This window comes from Anabaena sp. 4-3 (genome assembly GCF_001597745.1).
Taxonomy (GTDB): Bacteria; Cyanobacteriota; Cyanobacteriia; order Cyanobacteriales; family Nostocaceae; genus Trichormus.
Window position 1 is genome coordinate 65,196 of the sequence record NZ_LUHJ01000017.1, and the last position, 25,809, is coordinate 91,004.

The 25,809-nt window shown below is 43.0% G+C and carries 27 protein-coding genes; 13 read left to right on the plus strand and 14 right to left on the minus strand.

Annotated features, from left to right (window positions below):
* Nucleotides 1-171: 171 nt before the first annotated feature.
* Nucleotides 172-1,473 carry a histidinol dehydrogenase gene (hisD, locus tag A3775_RS04760; RefSeq protein WP_066384575.1) on the plus strand — a complete coding sequence of 434 codons (1,302 nt, stop codon included), beginning with the start codon at nt 172-174 and terminating at the stop codon, nt 1,471-1,473.
* Between the two features lie 215 nt (nt 1,474-1,688).
* Nucleotides 1,689-2,114, plus strand: a complete 426-nt coding sequence (locus A3775_RS04765) for a universal stress protein (protein WP_066384572.1) — start codon at nt 1,689-1,691, stop codon at nt 2,112-2,114.
* A 38-nt stretch (nt 2,115-2,152) separates the two neighbouring features.
* Here the strand turns inward: A3775_RS04765 and A3775_RS04770 are convergent, their stop codons facing one another.
* Entirely contained in the window at nt 2,153-2,542 is a 390-nt protein-coding gene (locus A3775_RS04770) for a hypothetical protein (RefSeq protein ID WP_066384570.1), read from the minus strand.
* Between the two features lie 442 nt (nt 2,543-2,984).
* On the opposite strand from A3775_RS04770, the gene hslO reads away from it, so the two are divergent.
* Entirely contained in the window at nt 2,985-3,890 is a 906-nt protein-coding gene (gene hslO, locus A3775_RS04775; protein ID WP_066424078.1) for an Hsp33 family molecular chaperone HslO, read from the plus strand.
* A 152-nt stretch (nt 3,891-4,042) separates the two neighbouring features.
* Nucleotides 4,043-6,085 carry a chromosome segregation ATPase gene (locus A3775_RS04780; RefSeq protein ID WP_066424079.1) on the plus strand — a complete coding sequence of 681 codons (2,043 nt, stop codon included), beginning with the start codon at nt 4,043-4,045 and terminating at the stop codon, nt 6,083-6,085.
* Between the two features lie 150 nt (nt 6,086-6,235).
* On the opposite strand, the gene A3775_RS04785 is transcribed toward A3775_RS04780, so the two are convergent.
* The 4 genes from A3775_RS04785 to A3775_RS04800 form a co-directional block, all read right to left on the minus strand.
* Complete coding sequence (locus tag A3775_RS04785; RefSeq protein ID WP_066424080.1) at nt 6,236-7,108, minus strand: fructosamine kinase family protein; 873 nt, start codon at nt 7,106-7,108, stop codon at nt 6,236-6,238.
* A gap of 326 nt (nt 7,109-7,434) precedes the next feature.
* Nucleotides 7,435-8,715 (minus strand): pitrilysin family protein, encoded by a 1,281-nt coding sequence (locus tag A3775_RS04790; RefSeq protein ID WP_066424082.1) that lies wholly within the window; start codon nt 8,713-8,715, stop codon nt 7,435-7,437.
* Nucleotides 8,716-8,909: 194 nt separating this feature from the next.
* Nucleotides 8,910-9,236 (minus strand): helix-turn-helix domain-containing protein, encoded by a 327-nt coding sequence (locus tag A3775_RS04795; RefSeq protein WP_066424085.1) that lies wholly within the window; start codon nt 9,234-9,236, stop codon nt 8,910-8,912.
* A complete protein-coding gene (locus A3775_RS04800) occupies nt 9,233-9,607 on the minus strand; it encodes a type II toxin-antitoxin system RelE/ParE family toxin (RefSeq protein WP_066424086.1) in 375 nt (124 codons plus the stop codon). The genes A3775_RS04795 and A3775_RS04800 overlap by 4 nt, the downstream gene beginning before the upstream one ends.
* 137 nt (nt 9,608-9,744) lie before the next feature.
* On the opposite strand from A3775_RS04800, the gene crtD reads away from it, so the two are divergent.
* From crtD to A3775_RS04820, 6 genes are all read left to right on the plus strand, one after another.
* Nucleotides 9,745-11,259, plus strand: a complete 1,515-nt coding sequence (gene crtD, locus A3775_RS04805) for a C-3',4' desaturase CrtD (RefSeq protein WP_066424089.1) — start codon at nt 9,745-9,747, stop codon at nt 11,257-11,259.
* 28 nt (nt 11,260-11,287) lie between these two features.
* On the plus strand, nt 11,288-11,443 hold the full coding sequence (locus tag A3775_RS23395; protein ID WP_231866942.1) for a helix-turn-helix domain-containing protein: 156 nt from the start codon (nt 11,288-11,290) through the stop codon (nt 11,441-11,443).
* Between the two features lie 542 nt (nt 11,444-11,985).
* Nucleotides 11,986-12,834, plus strand: a complete 849-nt coding sequence (locus A3775_RS24915) for a reverse transcriptase domain-containing protein (protein WP_231866943.1) — start codon at nt 11,986-11,988, stop codon at nt 12,832-12,834.
* Nucleotides 12,821-13,816: a group II intron maturase-specific domain-containing protein gene (locus A3775_RS24920; RefSeq protein WP_231866944.1), complete on the plus strand. Its 996-nt coding sequence runs from the start codon at nt 12,821-12,823 to the stop codon at nt 13,814-13,816. The genes A3775_RS24915 and A3775_RS24920 overlap by 14 nt, the downstream gene beginning before the upstream one ends.
* Before the next feature lie 70 nt (nt 13,817-13,886).
* Nucleotides 13,887-14,999 carry a transposase gene (locus A3775_RS04815; protein WP_255363851.1) on the plus strand — a complete coding sequence of 371 codons (1,113 nt, stop codon included), beginning with the start codon at nt 13,887-13,889 and terminating at the stop codon, nt 14,997-14,999.
* Between the two features lie 60 nt (nt 15,000-15,059).
* Entirely contained in the window at nt 15,060-15,419 is a 360-nt protein-coding gene (locus A3775_RS04820) for a Dethiobiotin synthetase (protein WP_066384541.1), read from the plus strand.
* 128 nt (nt 15,420-15,547) lie between these two features.
* Here the strand turns inward: A3775_RS04820 and A3775_RS04825 are convergent, their stop codons facing one another.
* The 7 genes from A3775_RS04825 to A3775_RS04850 form a co-directional block, all read right to left on the minus strand.
* Nucleotides 15,548-16,159: a hypothetical protein gene (locus A3775_RS04825; protein ID WP_066384538.1), complete on the minus strand. Its 612-nt coding sequence runs from the start codon at nt 16,157-16,159 to the stop codon at nt 15,548-15,550.
* Nucleotides 16,160-16,225: 66 nt separating this feature from the next.
* A complete protein-coding gene (locus A3775_RS04830; protein ID WP_066424091.1) occupies nt 16,226-17,221 on the minus strand; it encodes a permease in 996 nt (331 codons plus the stop codon).
* A gap of 28 nt (nt 17,222-17,249) precedes the next feature.
* Nucleotides 17,250-17,483: a thioredoxin family protein gene (locus A3775_RS04835; protein WP_066384533.1), complete on the minus strand. Its 234-nt coding sequence runs from the start codon at nt 17,481-17,483 to the stop codon at nt 17,250-17,252.
* A gap of 2 nt (nt 17,484-17,485) precedes the next feature.
* Nucleotides 17,486-17,881 carry a heavy metal-responsive transcriptional regulator gene (locus A3775_RS04840; protein WP_066424093.1) on the minus strand — a complete coding sequence of 132 codons (396 nt, stop codon included), beginning with the start codon at nt 17,879-17,881 and terminating at the stop codon, nt 17,486-17,488.
* Between the two features lie 92 nt (nt 17,882-17,973).
* Nucleotides 17,974-18,996 (minus strand): zinc-binding dehydrogenase, encoded by a 1,023-nt coding sequence (locus tag A3775_RS04845; RefSeq protein ID WP_066424116.1) that lies wholly within the window; start codon nt 18,994-18,996, stop codon nt 17,974-17,976.
* A gap of 201 nt (nt 18,997-19,197) precedes the next feature.
* Nucleotides 19,198-19,383 (minus strand): hypothetical protein, encoded by a 186-nt coding sequence (locus A3775_RS23400; RefSeq protein WP_082803675.1) that lies wholly within the window; start codon nt 19,381-19,383, stop codon nt 19,198-19,200.
* A 53-nt stretch (nt 19,384-19,436) separates the two neighbouring features.
* The gene (locus A3775_RS04850; RefSeq protein WP_066384529.1) at nt 19,437-20,504 is read right to left on the minus strand and encodes a glycosyltransferase family 4 protein; all 1,068 of its coding nucleotides are present in this window, start codon (nt 20,502-20,504) and stop codon (nt 19,437-19,439) included.
* Between the two features lie 458 nt (nt 20,505-20,962).
* Between A3775_RS04850 and xth the strand changes: the two genes are divergently transcribed.
* The 3 genes from xth to A3775_RS04865 all read left to right on the plus strand — a co-directional run bounded on the left by xth (nt 20,963) and on the right by A3775_RS04865 (nt 24,383).
* A complete protein-coding gene (gene xth / locus A3775_RS04855) occupies nt 20,963-21,748 on the plus strand; it encodes an exodeoxyribonuclease III (RefSeq protein WP_066384526.1) in 786 nt (261 codons plus the stop codon).
* 96 nt (nt 21,749-21,844) lie between these two features.
* A complete protein-coding gene (locus A3775_RS04860; protein WP_066384524.1) occupies nt 21,845-22,720 on the plus strand; it encodes an SDR family oxidoreductase in 876 nt (291 codons plus the stop codon).
* Nucleotides 22,721-22,886: 166 nt separating this feature from the next.
* Nucleotides 22,887-24,383, plus strand: coding sequence for an HlyD family efflux transporter periplasmic adaptor subunit (locus A3775_RS04865; protein ID WP_066384522.1), 1,497 nt, complete (start codon nt 22,887-22,889; stop codon nt 24,381-24,383).
* Nucleotides 24,384-24,761: 378 nt separating this feature from the next.
* On the opposite strand, the gene rplL is transcribed toward A3775_RS04865, so the two are convergent.
* Nucleotides 24,762-25,160, minus strand: coding sequence for a 50S ribosomal protein L7/L12 (gene rplL / locus A3775_RS04870; protein WP_066384512.1), 399 nt, complete (start codon nt 25,158-25,160; stop codon nt 24,762-24,764).
* Nucleotides 25,161-25,238: 78 nt separating this feature from the next.
* The gene (gene rplJ, locus A3775_RS04875) at nt 25,239-25,787 is read right to left on the minus strand and encodes a 50S ribosomal protein L10 (RefSeq protein ID WP_066384511.1); all 549 of its coding nucleotides are present in this window, start codon (nt 25,785-25,787) and stop codon (nt 25,239-25,241) included.
* Nucleotides 25,788-25,809 lie beyond the last annotated feature (22 nt).

Consider the following 25,809-nt stretch of genomic DNA (forward strand, 5'->3'; position numbering starts at 1 on the left):
GTCATTTAGTTGCCGTCTTCAGCAAATCAACTGCTGGAGGTATTGAGAGTATCAAAAAAATCCAGGTTAAGCTAGAGAAGAGGATTAGCGTCGGCAATGTACCCAGTGGGTAAATAGCAGAACTAATTCTCAGGCGGGTATATTCTAAAATTTTGGCATTGTCCTTACTCCATGCTGCGAATCATTACTCAGCAGGCAGACGTTAGAGCAGAACTAAAACGGATCTGCGATCGCACCAATGATGAACCAGTGCTTCATCAAGAAGCCACCGTGCGGGAAGTGTTGCAAGCAGTTAAACGCCAAGGCGATAAAGCTGTGCTACATTATACCGCCGAATTTGACAATCAAGACCTCAAGCCTGAAGAACTGCTTGTCAAAGGTTCGGAACTGGATGCGGCTTACCAAAAGGTATCGAAAGAACTACTACAGGCAATTCAGCTAGCTTGTGAGCAAATTGAAGCCTTTCATCGTCAGCGAGTCCCGAAAACCTGGGTACAGTTTGGCGATGATGATGTGGTGTTAGGTAAACGCTACACTGCGGTAGACCGTGCGGGTTTGTATATCCCTGGAGGCCGTGCGGCGTATCCGAGTACGGTACTAATGAACGCCATTCCGGCGAAAGTGGCTGGTGTACCGCGTGTAGTCATGGTGACTCCCCCAGGTGCAAATAAAACTATTAACCCGGCGGTGTTAGTCGCGGCACAAGAAGCGGGAGTTAAAGAAATTTATCGGGTAGGAGGCGCGCAGGCGATCGCCGCTTTAGCTTATGGTACAGAAACCATCCCCAAGGTAGATGTAATTACCGGGCCGGGGAATATTTATGTCACCTTAGCTAAAAAGTTAGTCTACGGCACTGTGGGGATTGATTGTTTAGCCGGGCCTTCGGAAGTGCTAATCATTGCCGATGAAACAGCTAATCCTGTGCAAGTGGCGACTGATTTATTAGCGCAAGCCGAACATGATCCGATGGCGGCGGCGATTTTGTTAACCACAGAACCGGCGTTAGCCAAAAATGTGCAAGTAGCTGTAGAAAGACAATTAGTTGATCACCCCCGGCGGATAGATACCGAAAAAGCGATCGCTCACTACGGTTTAATCATCCTGGTGGAATCTTTAGAAGCAGCTGCGGAACTCTCCAATGAATTCGCACCGGAACACCTAGAATTAGAAGTTAAAGACCCTTGGGCATTATTGCCGAACATTCGCCATGCTGGGGCGATATTCCTCGGCTATTCTACACCGGAAGCTGTTGGGGATTACATAGCAGGGCCTAACCACACCTTACCTACTTCTGGTGCTGCTCGCTACGCTTCCGCTTTGGGAGTGGAAACTTTTCTGAAGCATTCCAATATTATTCAATATTCACCCACAGCATTGCAAAAAGTTGCAGGAGCCATTGACGCACTAGCCACAGCCGAAGGCTTACCTTCTCATGCTGATTCAGTGCGTCGCCGAATTCAGCAAGAAGACTGATGGAGAATGCTTAAGTTTTTCCTATAGTTTTGGTAAAAAATACTTAATGGCTTCAAACTAAAAGTTTAGGCAGCTGTCATCTTCACCTGGGAAAGCTTTGTACAGCAAAGTCTCTACCATGTAAACTCAGTCTTTGTGTGAGAAATTGTTGGTATGGCTGCCAATCAGTTGATTCATGCTGATATCAGGAATCTGAATTGGAAGAGGTAACAGCCATGCTCAAAACTATTTTGGTAGCTATAGATGGTTCGGAAATTGCAACACGAGTCATCCAGACTTTAGAAAATTTGGTTTTGTCACCAGAGACAAAAGTCATACTCTGTCATGTATTTCCCACAGGCGAGTCAGACACAGAATTACCAGCTGATCGACCTCAGCCTGAATCTGCTCGATTTTCATCTTTTCATATTGAACAGCAATTGCAATCTTTCCAAGAACAGTTATCAGTCAAAACTCACATAGAATTGGTTGCCGGAGAACCAGCCGACGAAATTATTCGCCTCGCCAATATTCACCAAGCTGATTTAATTATTATTGGTAGTCGTGGTTTAACTGGCATGAAGCGAATTGTTTTAGGTTCTGTGAGTAATCAAGTAGTGGAAGAGGCTGGTTGTTCTGTGTTGGTGGTCAAGCCGCATTAAAATAATATTGATGCAATTAAACAGGTGAAAATGGGATTTTAGCGTCTGTTTTTCTCCACCAAAAATTGACGCAAGCTTAGTAAACTCAAAGTTTGCCCTAAATTTAACGGCATCAATGATACGCCTTCTAAATGAGATTGTACCCAACCGTCTCCCCAATACCATTCGTGAAAACCATCTATCCCGCCACTGAGTAGCAAGCGTAGACAGTTAGATTTTGCTACATCCACTTGATGATGAATACTGATGGGGCCAGTCCAGGTAGTAAATTTGATACCTTGACTCAGTTCGTCTGGTATTCCTGGGGCAAAACGCTGTCCGAGGAGCCATTTTTTGAGTTGTTCAGTTCGCAGTAAACTATCATGAATTGCACTGGCTGAGGCAGCAATTTCTATTCTGAGTTGGCTTTTTTGAAAATTTCCTAGCATTGCTAAAAATTACACTTTGATGATAATGAGTTGTTGTTTTTTATGGTGAGGATAACTATCAAGATGATGCAATATTTTTAGTTGTTAACATCACACCTAATGAGCAATAATACCATTGCTATAACTTGAGATGAGAATAATAATTTTAATGTAACTTATATTGCTTTCAAAATGCTGATTGAGCAGGATTATTGGCTGTTAGTTAAATATACCAGAAGATAGATAAATAAAAATTGCTGGGGATAGAGGCATGCTCTGTCTGAATTTTGGTTAAGTTGAGAAATTGTTTCTGAACTGTGGGCTAGACTCGCCGGAATATCAATTTTCTCTGATACTGAGGCTACTTATGTATAAGTTAAGTTTTGTTATACTAAATATAAGATTCACCCCTATGCTGATGTGTCAGGGGAGTGGGTAAGAAATTATTATTGGTAAGGTTTTCATGGCGGATCAGTTAATTCGTGCCACAGCAGCTGATGGTGGGATTCGTGCAGTAGGTGTGATTACCACACGCTTAACAGAAGAGGCACGACAACGCCACAAGCTTTCCTATGTAGCAACTGCGGCTCTAGGTCGGACGATGGCATCAGGTTTGTTGATGGCTTCTAGTATGAAGCGACCAGGATCTAGGGTGAATGTGAGGATTAAAGGCGATGGCCCTTTAGGCGGTATATTAGTAGATGCTGGCTTAGATGGGACAGTACGGGGTTATGTAGGCAACCCATCTGTAGAATTGCCACCCAATGCTAAGGGAAAATTAGATGTTGGGGGTGCAGTGGGTAATGGCTACCTTTATGTTGTCAGAGATATCGGTTACGGCTACCCCTACTCTAGTACAGTTGAATTGGTGTCCGGTGAGATTGGTGATGATGTCGCGCATTACTTAGTGAATTCTGAGCAAACACCTTCGGCAGTGGTTTTAGGGGTGTTTGTCGGTTCAGGTGGAGTGACGGCGGCGGGAGGCTTGTTAGTACAGGTATTGCCGAAAGCTGCCAGAGATGAGGCTTTAGTAGCAAAATTGGAAGCGCGGGTAGCAGCGTTATCAGGGTTCACGCCGTTATTGCAAGCAGGGAAGAATTTACCGGAGATATTTAATGATTTATTGGGTGATATGGGGTTAAGCATCTTTCCTGAACACCAAATTTTGCGGTTTCATTGCGGTTGCTCTTTTGACCGGGTGCTAGGAGCATTAAAGATGTTGGGTGAGGCAGAATTACAAGATATGATTGTCAAAGATGATGGGGCAGAAGCTACTTGCGACTTTTGCGGCAGTGTGTATCAAGCCAGCAGTGATCATTTAGCTCAATTAATTGTGGATTTGCAAGGGGAGTCATCGGTTTCCAGTTAAGTATAAAAGAAGGCTGAATCTTTTAATTATTAATGTTATCTGTGGGTAGGATAATGTAACAAGTAGCTTTTGAAATATGAGAAAGTTACTATGGCAAAAATAGAATTATCATTCTAAAACAGATCGCTATTCCCTTATTTGTGGTGTGAGAGATGACAGAGCGGGATATCCCAGAAAGTTGGCATCCAAGCAGAGGAAGAAAACCAGATGAGATAGGAGGATTCTCCCGAACGCAAAAATTTGGTGAACCTGATGTTTCTGGTGTACCTGCTACTGGTTCGTCTAATTCAGTGCAGCAACTCACAGATAACAAAACCGCAGCATACCCGATTAACAGCGAATCAGAAAAAAATGTAGGCGTTAGCGGCCAAAGCAAATTGCCGGGCTGGATGAAAGGCTGGATGGGATGGGCGTTATTGTTAACGCTGATTCCGGGTGGTGTGGCATTTATGGCCACAGCAATGCTGCTGAAGTTACCATCTGCGCCTAATTGTCCGTCAATTTTTTGGCCGCTAGCGAGTGCGTCGGTGCGGCTGCATTGCGCTCAACTGGCGGCTACTAAACAAACAGTTGAAGATTTGCTACAAGCGATCGCCTTAGTGCGACAATTACCCCCAGACCATCCACTGCGGGGAGAAATTGATCGGTTTGTAGAACAATGGTCACGGGATATTTTAAAGCTGGCTGATCAAAGTTTTCAAGCGGGGAATTTAGAAGAGGCGATCGCCACGGCGCGCAAGATACCCCAAGATGTGTCAGCTTATAAATTGGTAGATGAGCAAATTGCTAAGTGGGAAGCAATTTGGACGAAGGCAGAAGGTATATACCAGGAAGCAGAAGCAGAACTACGGGAACGACGCTGGCAATCAGCGTTTATGGTTGCAGCTAAATTGGTGCGTGTAGATAATAAGTATTGGGCAACGACTAAATACGACCAATTGAACGGCATTATTACCTTAGCAAAAGAAGACGTTGATAAGTTAGGTACAGCCGAAAGATTAGCTAAGAGTAGATCAGTAGATAATTTACTAGAAGCGATCAAATTAGCTCAATCGATTGGACAAAATAGCTACTTATATCAAAAAGCGCAAGAACTGATTCCTGCCTACGGGCGGAAAATGCTGGATTTAGCACAAGCGAAAATGAAACAGCGTGATGCTGATACAGCTATAGACATTGCCAGACAAATTCCACAAATTACCGGAATACAGGCAGAAGTGGAAGACTTTATTGCCTTGGCTGATGCCCAAAGAAGTGCGTGGATAGGTAATATAGCAGGTTTGGAATCAGCAATTACCCTGGCACAAGACATTGATCCATCACGGCCAGTGTATGACAAAGCGCAACAGCTAATTACCCAATGGCAGTTGGAAATTGAAGATGTTGCCCGGTTGGAAAAAGCGAGAACACTAGCTAGCCGAGGCACAATTGATGATTTAACAGCAGCGATCGCCGAAGCACAAATGGTGCCGGGAAGCAACCCCCGCAGTTCGGAAGCTAGACAAAGTATTAACCGTTGGCAAGCACAGATAGAAACTATTGAAGACCAACCTTATCTGGAAAGGGCGGAACAAATAGCTTATTTAGGGGATATGAATTCTTTGCAAGCGGCGATCGCCGAAGCTAGCCAAATTCGTCCGGGTCGGTCATTGTATCCAGAAGCACGCCGCAGAATTCGGAATTGGGTAGGTAGGATAGAGCGGATCCAAGACCAACCAATATTAGCTCAGGCGCGCGACTTAGCCCAAATTGGAGAGTTGACGGCAGCAATTAATACAGCTAGACCACTGGCATCTTCTGGGCGATCGCTGGCTGGGGAAGCGCAAGCCGCCATCGATGAATGGCAAGGCCAAATTCGTGCTAGGGAAAATTGGCAACAAGCCAAAGAAATTGCACAGGCTGGTACACCGGGAGCTTTGCTGCAAGCGATTAGATTGGCTGATCAGATTTCCAACCGCAGTTTGTTGCGGATGGATGCCAATATAGCTATTGACCAATGGAGTCAGCAAATCTTAGATATTGCCCGTTCTCAAGGTAGTTCTGATATTCCCAGAGCGATTGAAACTGCTCGCTTAGTACCACGGGGTAGCTCTACTTACAATGCAGCACAAGACCAAATTAAATTATGGCAGCAGTTGCTTAATCCTGAGCCGATACAGCAATTTCAGCCTTCTACTATTAGTGATGAGCAGTAGTTTTGAGAGGCGCGAAGTTTCGCGTCTCTTGATTTTTGTTTCGCGCATACCGCTAAGGCGGAACCGCTTGCGGTAGGCGCAAATAAGAACGCCAATAAGTAAGTATTGCAAGTATTGTAGGGGTTTAGCATTGCTAAACCCCTACTCCCTCTAATGGAGCGATCGCAAAATTTGGTCTATCATGCGATTAGCTTGGGAAGCATAACCACCACCAAATAAATTGAAGTGATTTAAAATGTGGTACAGGTTATAGAGTGTTTTTCGGGTTTCATAACCTGCATCTAAGGGGAAGACTTCGTTATAACCCTGATAAAAAGCTGCGGGAAACCCACCGAAAAGTTCTGTCATGGCGATATCAACTTCTCTATCCCCAAAATAAGTAGCTGGATCAAATATCACTGGTTCACCTGTGACAGTACAGCCAGCATTCCCACCCCATAAATCACCATGTACTAAGGAAGGTTTTACTTCGTGATTGGCTAGCAGTTGGGGAATAGCATCTAGTAATTCGTCTTGTTTGGGGAAGTTACCACCTCGTCGCCTTGCAAGTTGAAATTGATAGCCCAAGCGGTGTTTAACATAAAATTCTACCCAGTCTGCTGTCCAAGTATTGATTTGGGGTGTAGAACCGATGGTGTTATTCATCTCCCAACCGTAACCTTTAGGGCTAGTGGTTTTGTGCATCGCTGCTAACCTACGTCCCATTTCTGCCCAAGAATTACTGTTACCGCCTCCCATTTCCAACCATTCTAGGATGATATAACCAGAATTCCCGGCTGTACCCCAACATATTGGTTTTGGTACGCGAATCGTATTAGTATCGTACATCTGCTGTAATCCCAGCATCTCTGCTTCAAACATGGCAACTTGAGATGCTTGGTTGAGTTTGACAAAATACGTTAGTTTGCCATCAGAGACAGCATACCCTTGGTTAATGCAGCCACCACCAACTGAACGCTTATGTTGATGCTGAAATTTTTTGTCAGTGACTCGGCTAATATGGGCATCGATTTCAGTCCACATTTTAAATTCAAAATTCAAAATTCAAAATTCAATAATTGCTCAGAGGATGATTGGAAAGTATTGTTTTTAACACCAAAGTCTCTCAAACCTAACCCCCCCAGCCCCCTTCCCTACAAGGGAATGGGGGTGTGAAAGCCTCTCTCCTTGTAGGGGAGAGGTTTGGAGAGGGGTTTTTGTAGGGGCGGGTTCACAAGTTAATTTGTAGGTAGACAGAATTCTTGATAAACTTGCCCCTACTTTGCACCTTGACAAACATCCTCTGAGTGATGAAATATCCGAAGTGGGAATTAGTATATATTATCACCCCCTAATTCCCAGTCCCTAATTTAAGCTGGTTTGAGGACAACTACACCATAAGCTTCTGGACACAGGTATTGATTAGCTGCTAAGAGTAAATCTTTGGCTGCTTGGGCTTGGATATAGGCTGGGTAGTTAAACGCTGGCTCTAAATCTCCTACTAAGGAATGATAATAACCATATAAGCCGGTGCGATCGCTTGGTGTTTCGTTACCAAAAATAAATCTGTTAGCTACACGCTTATGAACACGGGCAATTTCTTTGTCTGTGACTAACTCTGATTGTAATCTGCGGATATGGTGAGCGATCGCTGCTTCTACTTCTGGTAAATTTTCTACTGCACACTTAGCTGAAATATAAAACGTCCCTTGTAGACGATTACTCATATTACTAACAGCAATTGAAGTTACTAACCCTCTTTCTTCCCGTAAATCTTGGACTAATCTTGATGTTCTCCCATGTGCCAAAATCGCTGCTAAAACATCCAAAGCATAAGTTTTTTCTAAGTGGTTCATCCCTGGAACTCGCCACACCATAACTAACCTAGCTTGCTGGAGACTTTCATCGATAAATTCCCGGCGCACAATTTCAGTAAACGCAGGTTCAAGATTTGGGGAATAGGGACTAGGGACTGGGGATTGGGAAGTAATATGATGTTGAGTGAAACCTTCAGCAATAATTTCGATTAATTCTTCCTCTGGTAAATTACCCACAGCTACAGCAGTCATCGACTGGGGTTGATACCAAGTCTGATGAAAATCTCGCATCTGCTGGGCTGTCAGTTGGGAAATCACCAATTCTGGCCCCAAGACTGGACGACGATAAGGTAACTCTGCATAGGCTGTTTCCATAGCCCGGCGAAAAGTGCGACGACGGGGGTTATCTTCAGAACGTCTAATTTCCTCCAATACCACCAACCTTTCCCGTTCAAAAGCATCATCAGGAATACTGGCATTTAATACTACATCTATTTGCAGAGGAGCTAGTGCAGCAAAATCCTTGGGAGCAGTAGTTATATAGTAATGGGTGTAATCGTGGCTAGTAGCGGCGTTAGTCACAGCACCACGTTCTTCAATTTGCCGTTCAAACTCACCGCTACCTAATCTTTCAGTACCCTTAAAAATCATGTGTTCTAAAAAGTGAGCCATACCGTTAATATCATCAGACTCCACTGCTGAACCAACATTGATCCATAAGTTAAGGTTCATAGCTTCCACAGGCATCTGTTCAACAATAATAGTTAAGCCATTAGGTAATTGATGTACTTTTGGGGCGTTAAGACGCGGAAACTTAGACAGCGTTGAAGTCATGGGTAGTAGTGAGTGAACATATCCTTACTTCTATATCTTAAATCGCCCGAATCAGCCAAGTGAAGATTTAAGCAAAATCACTGTTATATCTTGTCAAGAATGAAACTTGATTATTAAAATGACTTATGTCATCAGAAAAATATAATAAAACTAAATAGGTACTGAACCGCGTTCCAGTACCTATTAATTGAGTCCTATAACGGTATCACAGTTTCAGCAGATTCTCCCGGCGCGTCACAAGTCCGAAGATGTAAGGTGATTTCTGTATCAAGTCGCTTGAGAAAAATCAGCAGTTTACCCTCACTAAACCGTTGAAACTCTCCTCTCATCAAACGAGATACTTCTGGCTGCGGAATGCCAAGTAATTCGCTGATTTCGCGCTGTTTTAGATTGCGTTGTTTCAGAAGACGCAGTACGTGAATCCCTATTTTACCCCGTGTAAAAAGTTCATCTGCATCTGACAAACCGAGATCAGCAAATACGTTGCCACTGCTTTCTTCAAAAACCGGTTCTTGAGTCATTGTTGTTTCTCCCTTGCTACCGCATCCTTATAGCGTTGTTTAATCAGATCAACATCAGCCTGTGGGGTTTTAATACCCTGCTTTGATTTCTTTTGAAAAGCGTGGAGGACATAGATTTTTTCTCCAATCTTTACTGCATAAACAGCCCTGTAAGTATCGGTATCGTAACGTTTGACGATTTCATACACCCCACTGCCAACCCCCTTAAAAGGCTTGGCATCCATTGGTGTATGCCCAGCTTGCACCAATTGCAGTGCATAGCCTACTGATTTACGCACCTCTTCAGGAAATGAACAGATATTTTTGCGAGAGTCTCCCATCCAAACAAGAGGTCGTAAAGGATTTTCTATACTATCCTCGCCATCTTCCATTTTATATGAAATTTCCTATAAAACAAGTCAAAAGATATCATGAAATGTCCCAGGCTGCTATTCTGAGGTTTCTTCTTCGGCTATATAGCTTGTAAAATTATGAGTAAGAATATTAATTTTTGTAAACCTAATCTTAAATGTCTCATATTTCTATTAACCAAACTAAACCCCGCGTCATCGTCATCGGTGCGGGAATTGGCGGACTGACGGCGGCTGCATTGCTAGCCCATCGGGGTTACAGCGTCTTAGCCCTAGACCAAGCCCTTGTCCCTGGCGGCTGTGCTTCCACATTCAAACGCCAAGGTTTTACCTTTGATGTCGGTGCAACTCAGGTAGCAGGGTTAGAACCTGGGGGAATTCATCATCGGATATTTTCCGAATTAGAAATAGATTTACCAGATGCAACCCCCTGTGACCCAGCTTGTGCAGTCTATTTACCAGGGGAAAATACACCTATCAACGTCTGGCGTGACCCTGAAAAATGGCAAGATGAACGCCAAAAACAGTTTCCTGGTAGCGAACCTTTCTGGCAATTGATGGCGACTTTATTTGATGCTAGTTGGGAATTCCAGGGACGTGACCCTGTGCTACCACCCCGCAATTTGTGGGACTTGGGGCAGTTAATTCAAGCAGTACGTCCTAATACCTTCATTACAGCACCTTTCACTTTGTTAACTGTGGGTGATGCTTTAAGGTTATTTGGCTTGGGAAATGACCGACGACTGCGGACTTTTTTAGACTTGCAACTCAAGTTATATTCTCAAGTCAATGCTGAAGAAACAGCTTTACTTTACGCCGCTACAGCTTTGAGTGTATCCCAACTACCCCAAGGATTATTTCATCTTCAGGGTAGTATGCAGGTATTGAGCGATCGCCTAGTCTCAGCTTTAGAACGAGACGGTGGTAAATTATTAATGCGCCACACCGTCGAACAAATCAAAGTCGAAAATGGCAAAGCTACGGCTGTTGTGATTAGAAATCAAAAAACAGGCGAAGTCTGGACTGAAACAGCTGATCATGTAGTTGCTAATGTGACTGTCCAAAACTTAGTGCAACTATTAGGCGAAAAAGCTCCTTTTGGCTATAAACAGCGTGTGCAGAAATTACCTTCAGCCTCCGGTGCATTTGTCATCTATCTAGGGGTAGATGCAAGTGCGATTCCTCTGGATTGTCCGCCGCATTTACAGTTTATGTATGATGGTAATGGCCCGATTGGCGAGAATAATTCTTTATTTGTTTCTGTGAGTCATGCAGGTGATGGACGCGCCCCGGAAGGGAAAGCGACAATTATCGCTTCATCTTTTGTTGACCCTGAACCGTGGTGGCGTACTGAAGATTACTCAGGATTAAAAGAAAAGTATACTCAAGAAGCGATCGCCAAACTAGCTCAATACTTTTATCTCAAACCAGAGACGATAGTTTATCAAGAAGCTGCCACACCCCGGACTTTTGCTCATTACACAGCCCGCGATCGCGGTATAGTTGGCGGTATTGGTCAAAGAATTCCCACCTTTGGCCCCTTTGGTTTTGCTAACCGTACACCCATCAATCATTTATGGTTAGTGGGTGACTCTACCCATCCAGGGGAAGGTACAGCTGGGGTAAGTTATTCCGCCCTGACTGTAGTCAGACAAATTCAAGTGGAATCTTAACGCCATACACAACAATAGATATATATTTATGAAAGCTAGGTATCAGTATAGATTCTACCCAACAGACCAACAACAACGGAGTTTAGCTCAGTTGTTTGGATGTGTTCGGGTTGTCTGGAATGGTGCGATTCGTTTGCTAGAAACCAAATCCTGTAAGGGTTTTGGGGGATTAGCAGCAAGGTAAATTAGGGAATAATCCCGAAACAGAACCTTGACAACTGAGTGACCATGAGGGTGTAAATCCCTCCCCTGTAGATGCCAGGTGAAAGCATATTCCCTACGGTAGCGACTAGCCATCAATCCGTAAAGCGGGATTAAAAGCCCTTCCACACTCCTAGTCCAAGGTAGTGCGGGGCAAGCAGAGAGTCCATGAGTAAAACTTCGGTTTGAAGACACGTTTAAACCATCGTCAACGACAACCAGCAAAAAGGACTGATTAGCTGGAGCCAAAAGGCAAAGGATAATAGGTTGGCGTATCGTTCCTCGACCAACAGCATCTCTAAATAAACCCGGTGGATAGTGGAACTCTAAAGACTCATAGTATGGTCACTCGGAACGAAGTAACCCTCCGTAAGCTCTCAGAGAGGTCGAATACTCTGAGTAGGTGCTAACCGGATACTGCGGATGGGTGGGATTGAGTCAGAAGCAAACGCCTTGCGGTAATAGTAAGGATAGGCTGACAGACTCACGGTAATAAGGAAGGAATAGTGTCGAGTAGCAGTAAATATGTCTAATACGCTGAACAATCAGACGGTGGAATGGAGCCAAACAGACTGGCGCAAGCTGGAACGTAGGGTTTACAAGCTGCAAAAGAGAATATTCCAAGCCTCTAGTCGTGGTGATTTGAAGGCAGTTCGCAGACTCCAAAAGACATTGATGAGGTCTTGGTCGGCAAGAATGTTGGCGGTACGTCGCGTGACGCAAGATAACCAGGGCAAAAGTACAGCCGGAGTAGACGGAGTTAAAAAACTCTCGCCCATCCAAAGGCTAAAACTGGTGAAAAATCTTGAGCTAAAGGGGAAATCCAAACCCACCCGAAGGGTATGGATAGACAAACCAGGAACAGACAAAAAACGTCCACTTGGAATTCCCACGATGTACGATAGAGCTACTCAGGCATTGGTTAAATTAGTGCTTGAGCCGGAGTGGGAAGCAAGATTTGAACCTAACTCTTATGGCTTCCGACCAGGACGTTCATGTCATGATGCTGTCGAGGCAATATTCAACGCAATAAAGCATAAAGCCAAATATGTGTTAGATGCCGATATTGCCAAATGCTTCGACCGCATCAACCACAGGGAACTACTAAGAAAATTGAATACATTTCCGACACTTAAACGCCAGATAAATGCTTGGCTCAAATCGGGAGTGATGGACGGAAAAGAGTTGTTCCCCACATCTGAGGGTACGCCACAAGGAGGGGTCATTTCTCCCCTACTGGCTAACATTGCCCTTCACGGGATGGAAGAACGGATAAAGCAGGTAGCAGATACACTACCAACCCCCAGAGGACATAGCAAGCGAGGTAATCGCGAATCCTTAAGCTTAATTCGATACGCCGATGACTTCGTGTGAAGACTTAACCGTTGTCCAGAGATGTAAAGAGGTCATCTCCGAGTGGTTGAATAACATAGGACTTGAACTGAAAACAAGTAAAACACGTCTTGCTCACACATTAATTAAGCATGAGGAGCAAGACGCAGGGTTTAACTTCCTGGGATTTTACATCAGGCAGTACCCAGTAGGAAAATACAACACGGGTTGTAATACCCACGGGAAACCACTTGGATTCAAGACATTCATCAAACCCAGCAAGGAAAAAGTCAAGGTACATTACGACCGCATCACCGAGGTAATAGAACAGCATAAAGCAGCCCCCCAAGCGGCACTCATAACCCATTTGAACCCCATTATCAGAGGGTGGGCTAACTATTACAGCACTGTGGTTAGTGGAGAAACATTCTCCGAACTAGGTCACAAAATATACCAAAAACTAAAAAGCTGGGGACTAAACCGCCACCCAAACAAATCGGGAAAATGGATAGCCAATAAATACTGGCAAACCATAGGTGGTGATAACTGGGTATTCGCAACCAGGCAGTCAGGGAAAACCCCGTTGCGGTTACTAAAACATAGCGAGACACCAATTGTCCGCCATGTGAAAGTTAAAGGCGATGCTAGTCCTTATGACGGCAACCTAGTTTACTGGAGTTCAAGAATGGGGAAACACCCGGAAATACCCAAAGGAGTGGCAACACTTCTGAAGCAACAGAAAGGTAAGTGTACCTACTGCGGACTGTACTTTACAGAACAATCGGTGATGGAAATTGACCATATCATTCCCAAATCGCAAGGTGGAAAGAATGAAATGAGAAATATCCAGCTACTTCACCGTCATTGCCACGATAAAAAGACTGCTAGTGATGGCAGTTCTGGCACCAAATTTGGCTGCAATAGTGCCAAGCCTAAGCCCGTCAAATCGGGTAACAGAGATACTCATGAAAAGAGCCTTATTACTGAGGAGCCGGATGAGGTGAAAGTCTACGTCCGGTTTTGAAGACGAGCGGTTCTCGTGAGGGAATCGCTTAGTTTAACATGCTTTAGCTATCTGTAAGCAATCTGAAAAATTGCCAGGGTACAACAAACTCTCAGCAATGCTTACCCAATCTAAAAAGACTGACGAAAGAAAGTGGCTATCTGATGTTTCTTCAGTGCCACTACAACAGTCTCTTAGACACTTAGATGTAGCTTACAAAAACTTTTTCAATTCCCTTAAGGGCAAGAGAAAGGGTAAAAAGGTTGGTGTTCCTAGATTTAAGAAGAAAACCAACTCACAATCAGCAGAGTTTACCAAAGCAGGTTTTTCTGTAAAAACTGGAGAAGTTTATTTGGCTAAAATTGGGATAATAAAACCAATTTGGTCAAGAGAGTGGCCATCTGAGCCTAGTTCAGTCACGGTTATTAAAGATTGTGCTAACCGCTATTTTCTTAGCTTTGTTGTAGAAGTCGAACCTAATAATACTGTTGTTAAAAACCAAAGCATAGGTATTGATTTGGGTCTAAAAATATTTGCAGTCATGAGTAATGGAGAAAAATCTTTAAGTCCAGACTACTCAAAATCTGACCGTAAAATTCGTAAGCTACAGAGGAAATTAGCAAGGCAACAAAAAGATTCAAAAAGGAGAAATAATACTCGCGTTAAAATTGCTAAACTACATAACCAAATTACTGATACTAGAAAAGATTTTTTGCACAAGTTGTCAACCAAAATAGTTAGCGATAACCAAGTAATTGTCTTGGAAGACTTGAATGTATCAGGAATGGTTAAAAACCTTAGACTATCTAGGGTAATTAGTTTGCAGGGATGGCGAGAGTTTAGAAACCTTTGTGAAGCTAAATCAGAAAAGTTTAATCGTGATTTTCGAGTAATAGATAGATGGCAACCAACAAGTCAAGTATGTTCATGCTGTGGTTTTCGTTGGGGTAAAATTGACCTTAGAGTTCGCTCAATACTCTGTTTAAGTTGCGGTACTGAGCAGGAAAGGGATGAAAACGCATCTAGAAATATAGAAATGGTCGGCATGGGGCATGCCTTCGGCACGCTACGCGAACGGCACGACCTTAAACGGACAGGGAGTGACTCTCAGACTACTTCGGTAGCAAGTTACTGTGAACTGTCAAGAATCACGCCCCGTTCTACCGGGCGTGAGTATGTCAACCTAGACTTACATACCAGATAGGAAAGTCTAGCGCATAACCAACTGCGTATGTTGTGTAAAAACCTACCCCGCGCTGTATAAATGAATTACGAAACCGCTCGCAAACTCCTAGTAGGGCAAACAATAGCAATTGAGGAAAACCCTGATGCTTTGTTGATGCGGATGCAGCAAGGAAAACCACCTGTTCCGGGTCAAATTACGTCGATTTTATTGGCTTTAAAAGTTGTTTTTGAAGCTTTGAAACCATCCCCTAGTCTCGATAGAGAGTTGGCTTTTGCTCTTTATGAATTAAGTGTCAAAAGTCAACAGTTATTTGTGGCGGGGCGGCGGGCTGGTGTGGACTGGCCGCCTTTACTTAAGGAAGATTTGCTGAGGATTGCTTTTGCTGTTGAAAGTATTTTTTCTGGTGTTTGGCAAACTCCTCCTGCTGGGAGTTTATAGGGAGTGAGGAGTTTTAACGCAGAGGTGCGGGGAGGTACGCGGAGTTTTTTTAGGAGTAAGTCCCCGGCTGTTTGGGAAGGTCGGGGATGTGGTGTTTACAAGGTTGATTAAAATCGTCATGTTTTAAACTAACGATTTCGTAGTTCTGCTTCTAGTTTGTCTAGGTCGGTTTTGAGGAATACTGTCATTTGTCCTGCAAAGGCTTTACTGTCGCGTGGTTTGGCTATTTCTACCCAATAGGCGTAGCGATCGCCTACTCGCAATTCTCCTTTTAAGGCTTCTCTAATTGGGGTTTTAGCCATTCTGGCGGCATTAATTGCGCTTTGGTTTGGATATTCATAAATGACTTGTGCGTTTCTAAAGTCTTGGTAAATATCTAAGCCGTAAATTATCCGCAATGATTCTTGTAGGCGTTGTAATGTCATGCCGTTAATGGCATCATACATCGCTAGACGCTCGTAGCGAATTTTACTTCTGTCTCTGGTGAATTGTACTCTACCAGGAGGTAATACGGAAGCTTGAAAGGTGAATCTTTGGGCGGCTGTGTCACTCTTTTGAATAAAGAATTTTTCTCCACGGCGAGGGCGTAGGGTGGGATGGGCTTGAATCCAAGTAGCTACTTCTTCTGTAGTTTGTCCTGGTAAGGCGTTGGCTTTGGTATTAAACAGCATTCCTAAGCCTAGCGCAGAAGCTAGAGAACAAGCATAAATCAAACAGTTGAGCCGAGTTGTTTTGAGCATTTTTCTATAGGGGACTTACCAAGAAATTTCTTTATGGTTAGGATTCCCGTTTTACTGAAAGATATGTCAAATTAAAATTGAGTTGAACAAATACCCGATGCTGATAATACCCACAGTCACCAGTGTAATAAACACTATCAGCAGTTGGGGTTTTAATACTTTTCTGAGTATCACTATCTCAGGAAATGATAAAGCTGTCACTGCCATTGTAAATGATAGCACTGTTCCTAGTGGCATTCCTTTGTTAACTAAGGCTTCAGTAATGGGCAGAACTCCGGCAATATTCGCATAGAGAGGAACGCCTAAAATCACCGCAATGGGAACAGCAACAGGATTTTCTGCACCAGCCCAACGGTTGATCATTTCTGTGGGAACGTAGCCGTGAATACCAGCACCTACAGCTATCCCAACTATGACATATATCCAAACGGATTTAAAAATTTCGCTGGCTTGAAACTGTCCTTGTTGGCATCTATCCCGCCAGGTGAATCTAATTGGCTCAAATTCTTCTTGATGCTGCGGTTGTTCTCGTCTGGTTTGTTGCAGTTTCCAGACAAAGGGTTCTACCCATTTTTCTAGTTTCAGCAGACTTATACTATAACCTGCGGCGATCGCTAGCCCTACGCCAAAGCCAATATACAGCAATGTCACTTTTAGCCCAAACAAGCCCCAGAGTAAGACTACAGCTACTTCATTCACCATCGGGGCGGAAATCAGGTAAGAAAATGTTACCCCTAAAGGTACGCCAGCTTCTAAAAATCCGATAAATAACGGTACTGCTGAACAAGAACAAAAAGGGGTGAAAATTCCTACTGTTGCCGCCATGATATTACCGATTAAGGTACGTTTGCCACCTAACCAAAAACGCACTTGTTCCGGTTGGAGGAAGCTTTGCAGCGTACCCACTACAAAGCTAATCGTTACCAATAAGGTTAATACTTTGGGAACATCATACAAGAAGAAATGCCAACTCGCTCCCAAATGAGATTCTATTGATAGTCCCAAGAGTCGCGTCACAATTTGGGTTGCTAGCCAGTCAAAGGGATAAAATGGGTCAAACATGAAAATATCCTCCCACTGTCATTAGTGTTCATTGCAGCAGTGTTTGGATTTGAGTGGGTGGTAAAACTTGACCTTTACTGACGACTTTGCCATTAATAGCTAAGGCGGGAGTTGTCATGATACCCCGTTGCGCTATTGCAATCGGGTCGGTAATATGGGTGAGTTCAGCATCAATTCCTAGAGTAGCGATCGCTTCCCTTGTATTCGCTTCTAGTTGATGACATTTCTGACAACCTTTTCCCAAAATCTCAACTTTGAGCATAATCAATTCTCTAAAACAACACACTCATAACTAGGATCGGGGTGTGTCAATTTCTCGCCGCAGCGTTCAACTAGCGGTACAAGTTCATCACGCAATTTCTGGAGTTGTTGAATTTGCTCGTCGATTTCCTGCAATTTTTGGTTAAGTCTGTCATACATAGCTTTGCAGGTAAGCGATCGCCCATCCTTAAGGACTAATATTTTTTTAATGTCCTCCAAACTTAACCCCAACGCTTTCGCCCGACTAATAAAAGCTAGGCGATTGACATCTAGCTGACTGAACAGACGATAACCTGATTCACTCCTCTGCGGTGGAGGAATCAGCCCAATCCGTTCATAAAAGTAAATAGTTTGGGGATTTAGTCCTAATTGACGGGAGATTTCACCAACTTGTAGCATCTTCACTCCCTCGATCCGAGTGTGTTTATCCTAAACCTTATACTTTGGTATAAGGTCAAGGGTGAAATGCTAAAGTTTTGTAATGCGGATTCTTAAGGTGTCATCGCTACCTTAATGACTTTCCGCGCTTTCATGTCATGAAAAACTTGTTCTAATTCTTTTAAAGGTCTTTGTTCACTAATCAATAATTCAAATGGGATTTTGCGGCTAGCTATCAATGCCAGCGCAGCCCTGACATATTTCGGTGTATTGTGAAATACGCCTTTTAAGGTGAGTTCGCTGTAATGTAGTTGTTCTGTGTTGACGGTGATGGTGGTATCTCGTGGACAACCACCGAATAAGTTAACGGTAGCACCAGGACGAGCGCAAGCGATCGCAGTTTCCCAAACACTAGGTACACCCGTCGCTTCTATCACCACATCTGCGCCCCAACCTTGGGTAAGTTCTTTCACCACTCCCGGAATATCGGAAATTTGATGATAATTAAAGGTCTTCGCTGCACCCAGTTTTTCACCAATTTCTAGTCTATGGTTGTTACCTCCCCATAGCAAGACTTCCGCAGTCTCCGCCAAAGTTGCCACAAACATCAATCCTATCGCGCCATCTCCCAAAACAACTACTTTATCTCTGGGTTTGACATGAGAACGGGCTACCCCATGTAATACACAAGCCAAGGGTTCTGTCATTGCTGCCAATTCTAAGGGCAATTCTTCCGGCACGCGCAACATATTATGCTCAACGATAGGCGCAGGAATTTTTAAATATTCGGCAAATGTGCCGTTATTCCAGGTTAAATGCGGACAAAGAGAATATTCTTGGTGTTGACAAAAGAAGCATTTCATGCAGGGGGCAGAATTATTCGCCACGATGCGATCGCCTACTTGCCAACCCGTAACACCTGCACCGACTGCAATAATTTCACCTGCGGCTTCATGACCGAACAAAGTCGGCGGTTTCAGCATCTTTGCATGACCACCACGCCGCCAGACCTTTAAATCTGTTCCACAAGTTGTCGCTGCTATTACTTTAATCACCACTTCCCCCACCTCTGGAGAGGGGTCAGCAACTTGTTCTAAGCGTAAATCTTCCTGACCATATAACAATGCTGCTAGCACAGCCTTAAACCTATAAAATTCGCTCCACCTGATTGTATCAGGTAGAGCTAGTTTTCTGATCACACATATCTTGCCAGAGTTACGTGATCAGATTTTTTGTAGGGTGGGCATTGCCACTAACTTGCACAAAGAAATATTCAGCAAATCTCAAGCAGTGCATCGGCTGACGCTGATTAAGAATGGTGTAAAATATGACCTAATTTATGACTTGACAGCAGACTGAGAAACTACACCAGAATGGCGAGTATCGACATTCGCTAAACGATTCACAGTTAATAATGGGACTTCTTGTCGGCAAGACAGACAGAACCAATATAGTTCGCCGTGGCGGACATGGCGCAGGAGAGAACCGCCACAACATGGACAATTGTTGGTTCGCATACTCATACCAATGTCCTCCTTAAAAAATTTTACACAAAAGTGTGAGAAAAACTTGCTTGTTAAAATCTAATTGTCGCTGCATGGATGTAACCATTTAATTTGATGCGGCTTTTGAGAATTTCTGCATAAACCGCCTCATATTCATTAACCATTTTCGTAACACTAAATTTGGTTTCTACATATTCTCTACAGCTTTGACGATTTAATTCCAAAGCCGCCGGAATCATTGCTTGCATTTCCTCATAACTTTGGCAGATAAAACCCGTTCTGCCTTGTTCTATTACCTCTGGCACAGAACCGCGATTCATCGCAATCACAGGTGTACCTGTTGCCATTGATTCAATCATTACTAACCCAAAAGGTTCTTGCCAATTTATTGGGAAAAGAGTAATGGCAGCGTTGCCCAGAAGTTCAGCTTTTTGAGTATGGTTAATTTCACCTAAATATTCTATTTGCTGACCATCTATATGGGGGGCAATCTCTTGTTCAAAAAACTTTAAATCTCCTACATCAACTTTTCCTGCCATTTTCAACCGCCAACCACTTTGTTTAGCGATCGCTATGGCATATTGTGGGCCTTTCTCTGGTGAAAAGCGACCGAGGAACGCCAAATAGGGCGGTGCTTTCGGTTCGGCGATGAACGGATAATCTGCTGGCTCAATCCCGTTATAAACGGTTCTAATATAGTTGAGGTTAATTTGACGCTGGGCGTTACTAATACTAATGTATGGTTGTTGTTGGTGGTGACTATATACTTTACGGTTATCTTTGGTAAAACTACTGTGCAGTGTATGCACTGTGGGAGTGGATACCAAACTCGCTAAAGGTAATGCCGAAATCCCTACATGAGAATGGATAATATCGAATTCCGTCGCTTGTTGGTAAACTTGGCTAAGTTCTAGCATCTCGTATACAGCATACTCTTGGACGGTTTGTTCTAAACGTAATGCACGCGGGTAAACTGCTGCTAAACGAGCCAATGTTTGAGAATCACCAGAAGCAAATAATGTTACTTCATGACCGCGACGCACTAACTCATCAGTCAAGTGACTCACTACCAATTCAATACCTCCATAAGTAGGAGGTGGAACTCGTTCCCATAAGGGGGCTACTTGAGCGATTTTCATAAATTGTTTTGGTTCAGCCGATCAAATTCTCCTCACAATTCAGATTTCCGTCTTCATTGTATGAGGAGAAAAATTATTACTTACTGTTTTGAAATCTAAATTAACCTAACTAACATCTAAAAACGCCATCTCGGTTAAAAGTACCGTAAACAAATTACGGATATCAAAGATATATGAGAAACCGTTACTCTAGTCACTGTCCCACTCTTTCTAGGATAAAGCTAACCTTTTCTAGCTACATCTGCCTGGGGAAACATAATTAAGTTATATATTTTGTAGCATATCTGACAAAAATATAGATTTTGTAGTTTAGAATACTAAAAATCTGTAAGGGATCAATTTTTTATAGTGCCGATTTCGAGAAAATGGTAAAAAACCAAGAAAACTGGTAAATATTAAACAATCGTAAAAAAAACCGCAAAAAATCCATTATTCATTTACGAACTATCAAGCCACTAATGAAAGTAGCCACTTGGAATGTCAACTCGATTCGGACTCGTTTAGAACAGGTGATTGATTGGTTAAGGCAAAATCCTGTTGATGTTCTGTGTTTGCAAGAAACCAAAGTTATAGATGCTAATTTTCCGCGATCGCCTATAGAAGACTTAGGTTATCATGTTTATTTTTCAGGGCAGAAAGCTTATAACGGAGTAGCCTTAATTAGCCTCAAACCCCTTGAGGATGTGAGTAGCGGCTTTGCAGCGATTCTGCCAGATATTGATCCGCTCTGGAATGAACAAAAACGAGTAATTACGGGTATATTCGATGGAATTCGGATTGTGAACCTGTATGTTCCCAATGGTTCAGCCGTCGGTAGTGAGAAATATGAATATAAGCTACGCTGGTTGACAGTGCTGCGGCAGTATTTGCAAACACTATTGCGATCGCAAGCTGCTATCTGTATGTGTGGTGACTTTAATATCGCCCTAGAAGACAAAGATATTCATGAACAAGTTAAAAATCTAGAAAATCACATCATGGCATCTGAAGCCGAGCGTCAAGCTTTACGAGATGTTCTAGAATTAGGTTTTGCCGATGCTTTCCGTAAATTTACTAGCGAAGGCGGACACTTTAGCTGGTGGGACTACCGCACCGCCGCTTTTCGCCGCAATCTCGGTTGGCGGATTGATCATCACTATCTCACACCTGTTTTATACGCACAAGCTAAAAGCTGCACTATTGATATCTCTCCTAGAAAGTTACCCCAACCCAGCGACCATACACCAGTGATTGTGGAATTTTAAACTGGAGATTTTAAATTAGATATGGGGTACTGAGAGAAAGTAGAGAAGAAAAAACTTCCCCAGTCCCCAATCCCCAATCCCCAATCCCCAATCATTATGTTTTTAGTAACTGGAGCAACGGGAGACATTGGTCGGCGAGTTGTGCGACTCTTACGCCAACGGGAGGAGTCTGTGCGCGCATTTGTCCGCCTTACTTCTCGTTATGGCGAATTAGAACACCGAGGTGCAGACATCTTCATCGGTGATTTAAAGTATGACAAAGATATCGCCCAAGCTTGTCAGGGTGTGCAATATATAATCAGCGCGCACGGTTCTGATAATGATGCCCTGGCTTTAGACTACCGTGCTAATATTGAACTGATTAATCAAGCTAAAGCTATGGGAGTGCAGCATTTTGTTTTCATTTCCGTACTAGGTGCTGACCGAGGGTATGAAGACGCTCCCGTATTCAAAGCTAAACGAGCTGTAGAACGTTATTTAGCTGCTAGTGGCATAAATTACACTATTTTACGTCCGGCTGGATTAGCATCTAATTTGCTGCCTTTGGCAGAAAGATTCAGAGAAACAGGGTTATATTTCTTGATTGGTGATCCTAAAAATCGCACCTCTATTGTGAGTACAGATGATTTAGCCAGAATAGCTGTAGATTCAGTGACGGTTGCAGGTGCTTGTAACCAAATCTTCTCAGTTGGAGGGCCAGAGATTTTGTTGCGTGAGGATATTCCCCAAATTTTCAGCCGTATCTTTAATCAAGAACCAATAGTGATTAACTTACCTTTATTAGCGGTTGATGGGTTGCGGAGTGTGTTGGGAATAATTAATCCTGAAACACAAAAAGCGTTGGGAACTTTTAGAACGTTACTGTCTGAAGAATTTTTCTGTAGAAAAGAGGAAATAGCTCTTTTAGAGCAAACTTTCAATTTAGAATTAGAAACCCTAGAAAGTTTTTTACGACGCTATTTAGCAGTTTGAAGTAGAAGTTAGAAACTGGGGATCAATCAATTCAAAATACTCCTAGGGAGAAGCAAGCTACAAAATTCAAAATTCTTGCATTAAAGAATTGTGGGGAAAAAATCTCCCTCGTCTTGCTCTCTTCCCCAGTCCCCAGTACCCAGTACCCAATCCCCAGTACCTCATGATGAAATATTCCCTATCAGCTAACGCTGCTCAAGCACGGCAAACAAAACAGCAATTTGCTAGACCAGAAGACCAATTATCTTATGAATTAGGTAAGGCAGTTAAAGAATTACCTGCACTGTATACTAGATTATTAGCAGGAACGATTAGTTTAGTAGTATTTGGTGCGATCGCCTGGGCGCATTTTTCGGAAATCGATGAGGTAGCGGTTGCGCAAGGAGAATTAATCGCGTCTACCCAAGTTAGACCAGTCACATCCTTGGGTAATGGATCGATTGTAGCAATTAAAGTCCAAGAAGGCGATCGCGTCACTAAAGATCAAGTCCTGATTCAGCGTGATTCCGATCTCAAACAAACTGATGTTACACGCCTAGCCAAAGCGAATAAATTAATTCAAGAAGATTTACAACGTTTACAAGCAGAACGCATCGGTGGTAATAACACTGGTATTGCAATACAGGATGAACTATTAAAATCGCGTTTGCGAGACTACCAAGCCCGTCAAGCAGCCGCAGAAGCCGAAGCAAATCGTCAAAAAGCACTCATAGATCAGGCAAAAGTGCGACTGACGCGGTTACAAGATAATTTAGCTAGTGCGGAAAAAAGTGTAGCTAATGCTCAAACTAATCTTGTGAATGCAGAAAGCATCCGTGATCAAGTTGAAAGCAATTTAGCGATCGCTCAAAGTCGAGAAGAAAATCTCCGCACCCTGATTACTCCCGGTGCAGTCCCTAGAGTAGATTACCTAGAAGCACAAGAAAGATTAACTCGCACCCAAACAGAAATTACCAGAGCTAAAGACGAAGTAACAAATGCTCAAAATCGGTTAACAGAAGCCAAAGACAGAGTTACATCCCTACAAAAAGATATAGCTGCACAAAGTGAAGAAATTCGCCAAGCTCAAGCAGCCTATCAAGCAGCTTGGAATCAAGCTCAACGTATAGCATCAGAACGCCAAAGCGAAATTTTAACCCAAATTAACAAGCGTCGAGAAGAACTCACAAATGTCACTGGACAATTAGAACAAGCCAGAAAACAAAAAGAAGGAGAAACTATCAAAGCTCCCGTAGCCGGAACTATCTATAAAATTAAAGCAACAAAAGGGCCAGTACAAGCAGGAGAAGAATTACTGTCAATTTTACCGGAAGGGGAAGAAATACTATTAGAAGTAAAAGTCCTCAACCGTGATATTGGTTTTATCCAAAAAGGGATGAAAGCAAAAGTAAAAATGGCAACTTTTCCCTTCCAAGAATTCGGCACAATTGAAGGCGAAGTTGTGCAAGTCAGCCCCAATGCAGTTGTCGATAAAGATTTAGGCTTAGTATTTCCCACCAGAATTAAATTAAATAAACACGCCTTGACTGTGCGAGGTCAAGAAGTAGAATTTACGCCAGGAATGGTGGCAACTGGTGAAATAGTAACTCGTAAGAAATCAATTTTGACTTTCATCGTTGAACCTGTAACTCGCAGATTCAGCGAAGCATTCTCTGTCAGATAACCATTTCTTAGTCAGGACTTTAGTCCTTTTTAATAACCATAGGGTGGGCAATTTACCCAAAATAAAAATCAGGGCTGAAGCGAATTTTTACTATTGCCCACCTTATCCCATTCCTTGATAAAGATGCCCTTTATTCTTAACTGTAGATACAGCACTTTGTCAGTTAATGCAGTACATATTTAATATCCTAACTCTTGTGGATTGGGCAGGAAAGCCCGCCCTTATGTACGAATTAAAAGAGAGGACTAAAGTCCTCACTACAAACCTCATTAAAAAAGAGCCTTATGAGGCTCTTTTTTAATAAGTAAAAAACTGAAGCATGGGATGGCAGAGAAGAAAGATATATAAATATATTTCTCCTCCTACCTTCTGCCTGAATTACTTAATGGTGACTTTACCACCAGCTTCTTCAATCCGCTTCTTAGCGTCCTCAGCAGCTTCCTTAGCAATACCTTCCTTGATAGGCTTAGGAGCAGCTTCTACCAAGTCTTTAGCTTCTTTTAGACCCAAACCAGTGATTTCGCGTACAATCTTCAGTACAGCAATCTTCTTATCAGCTGGTACAGCTTCCAGAACTACATCAAACTCGGTTTTTTCTTCTGCTGCTTCAGCAGGCGCACCAGCACCAGCACCAGGAGCAGCCATCATCATCATTCCACCAGCAGGTGCAGCAGCACTTACGCCAAAAGCTTCTTCAATTTGCTTAACTAACTCAGCAGCTTCTAACAGAGTTAAGGATTTCAATTGTTCTAAAATTTGATCGGTTGCAGCAGACATTTATCTTACTCCTGAATTTGTTGATTTGGTATTTGATAATTAGTAATTGGCAATTAGTTTGAAAAAACCTGTTACCTATTACTCGCTGGCACTTTCACCGCCACTATTTTCTTTATCAGCGACAGCTTGCAAAGCACGCGCCAAACCACTGGGAACTTCGTTGATACCAACGGCCACTTTTGTCGCCAAAGCGTTGATAGCTCCAGCAATTTGAGCCATAAGTTGCTCTTTGGATGGCAAATCTCCTAAAGCTTTGACATCCGGTTCTTTCAGCAAGCGGCCTTCCATTACGCCGCCACGAAGTTCTGTCTTCTTGGTGGCTTTTTGGAAATCTTGATAAGCCTTAATTGCAGAAGAGAAATCTTCTTTAACTAACAAAAAGGCAGAAGAACCTTTGAGCAACTCAGACATTGGTTGCCATTTTTCATCGTCTTGAATGGCAATACCCATCAAAGTGTTTTTAGTCACTTTGCAGACAGCACCACTCGGACGCAACCGCCGCCGTAAGTCGGTAATTTCGGAAACTGTCAAACCTTGGTACTCAATTACGAGTGCTAAACTTGACTCGCTCAAAGTTTCTTTGAGTTCTGCGACTATTTCTTTTTTGTTTTCTAGTGTTCTACCCATATCGGTTTCACCTCCTCAAAAC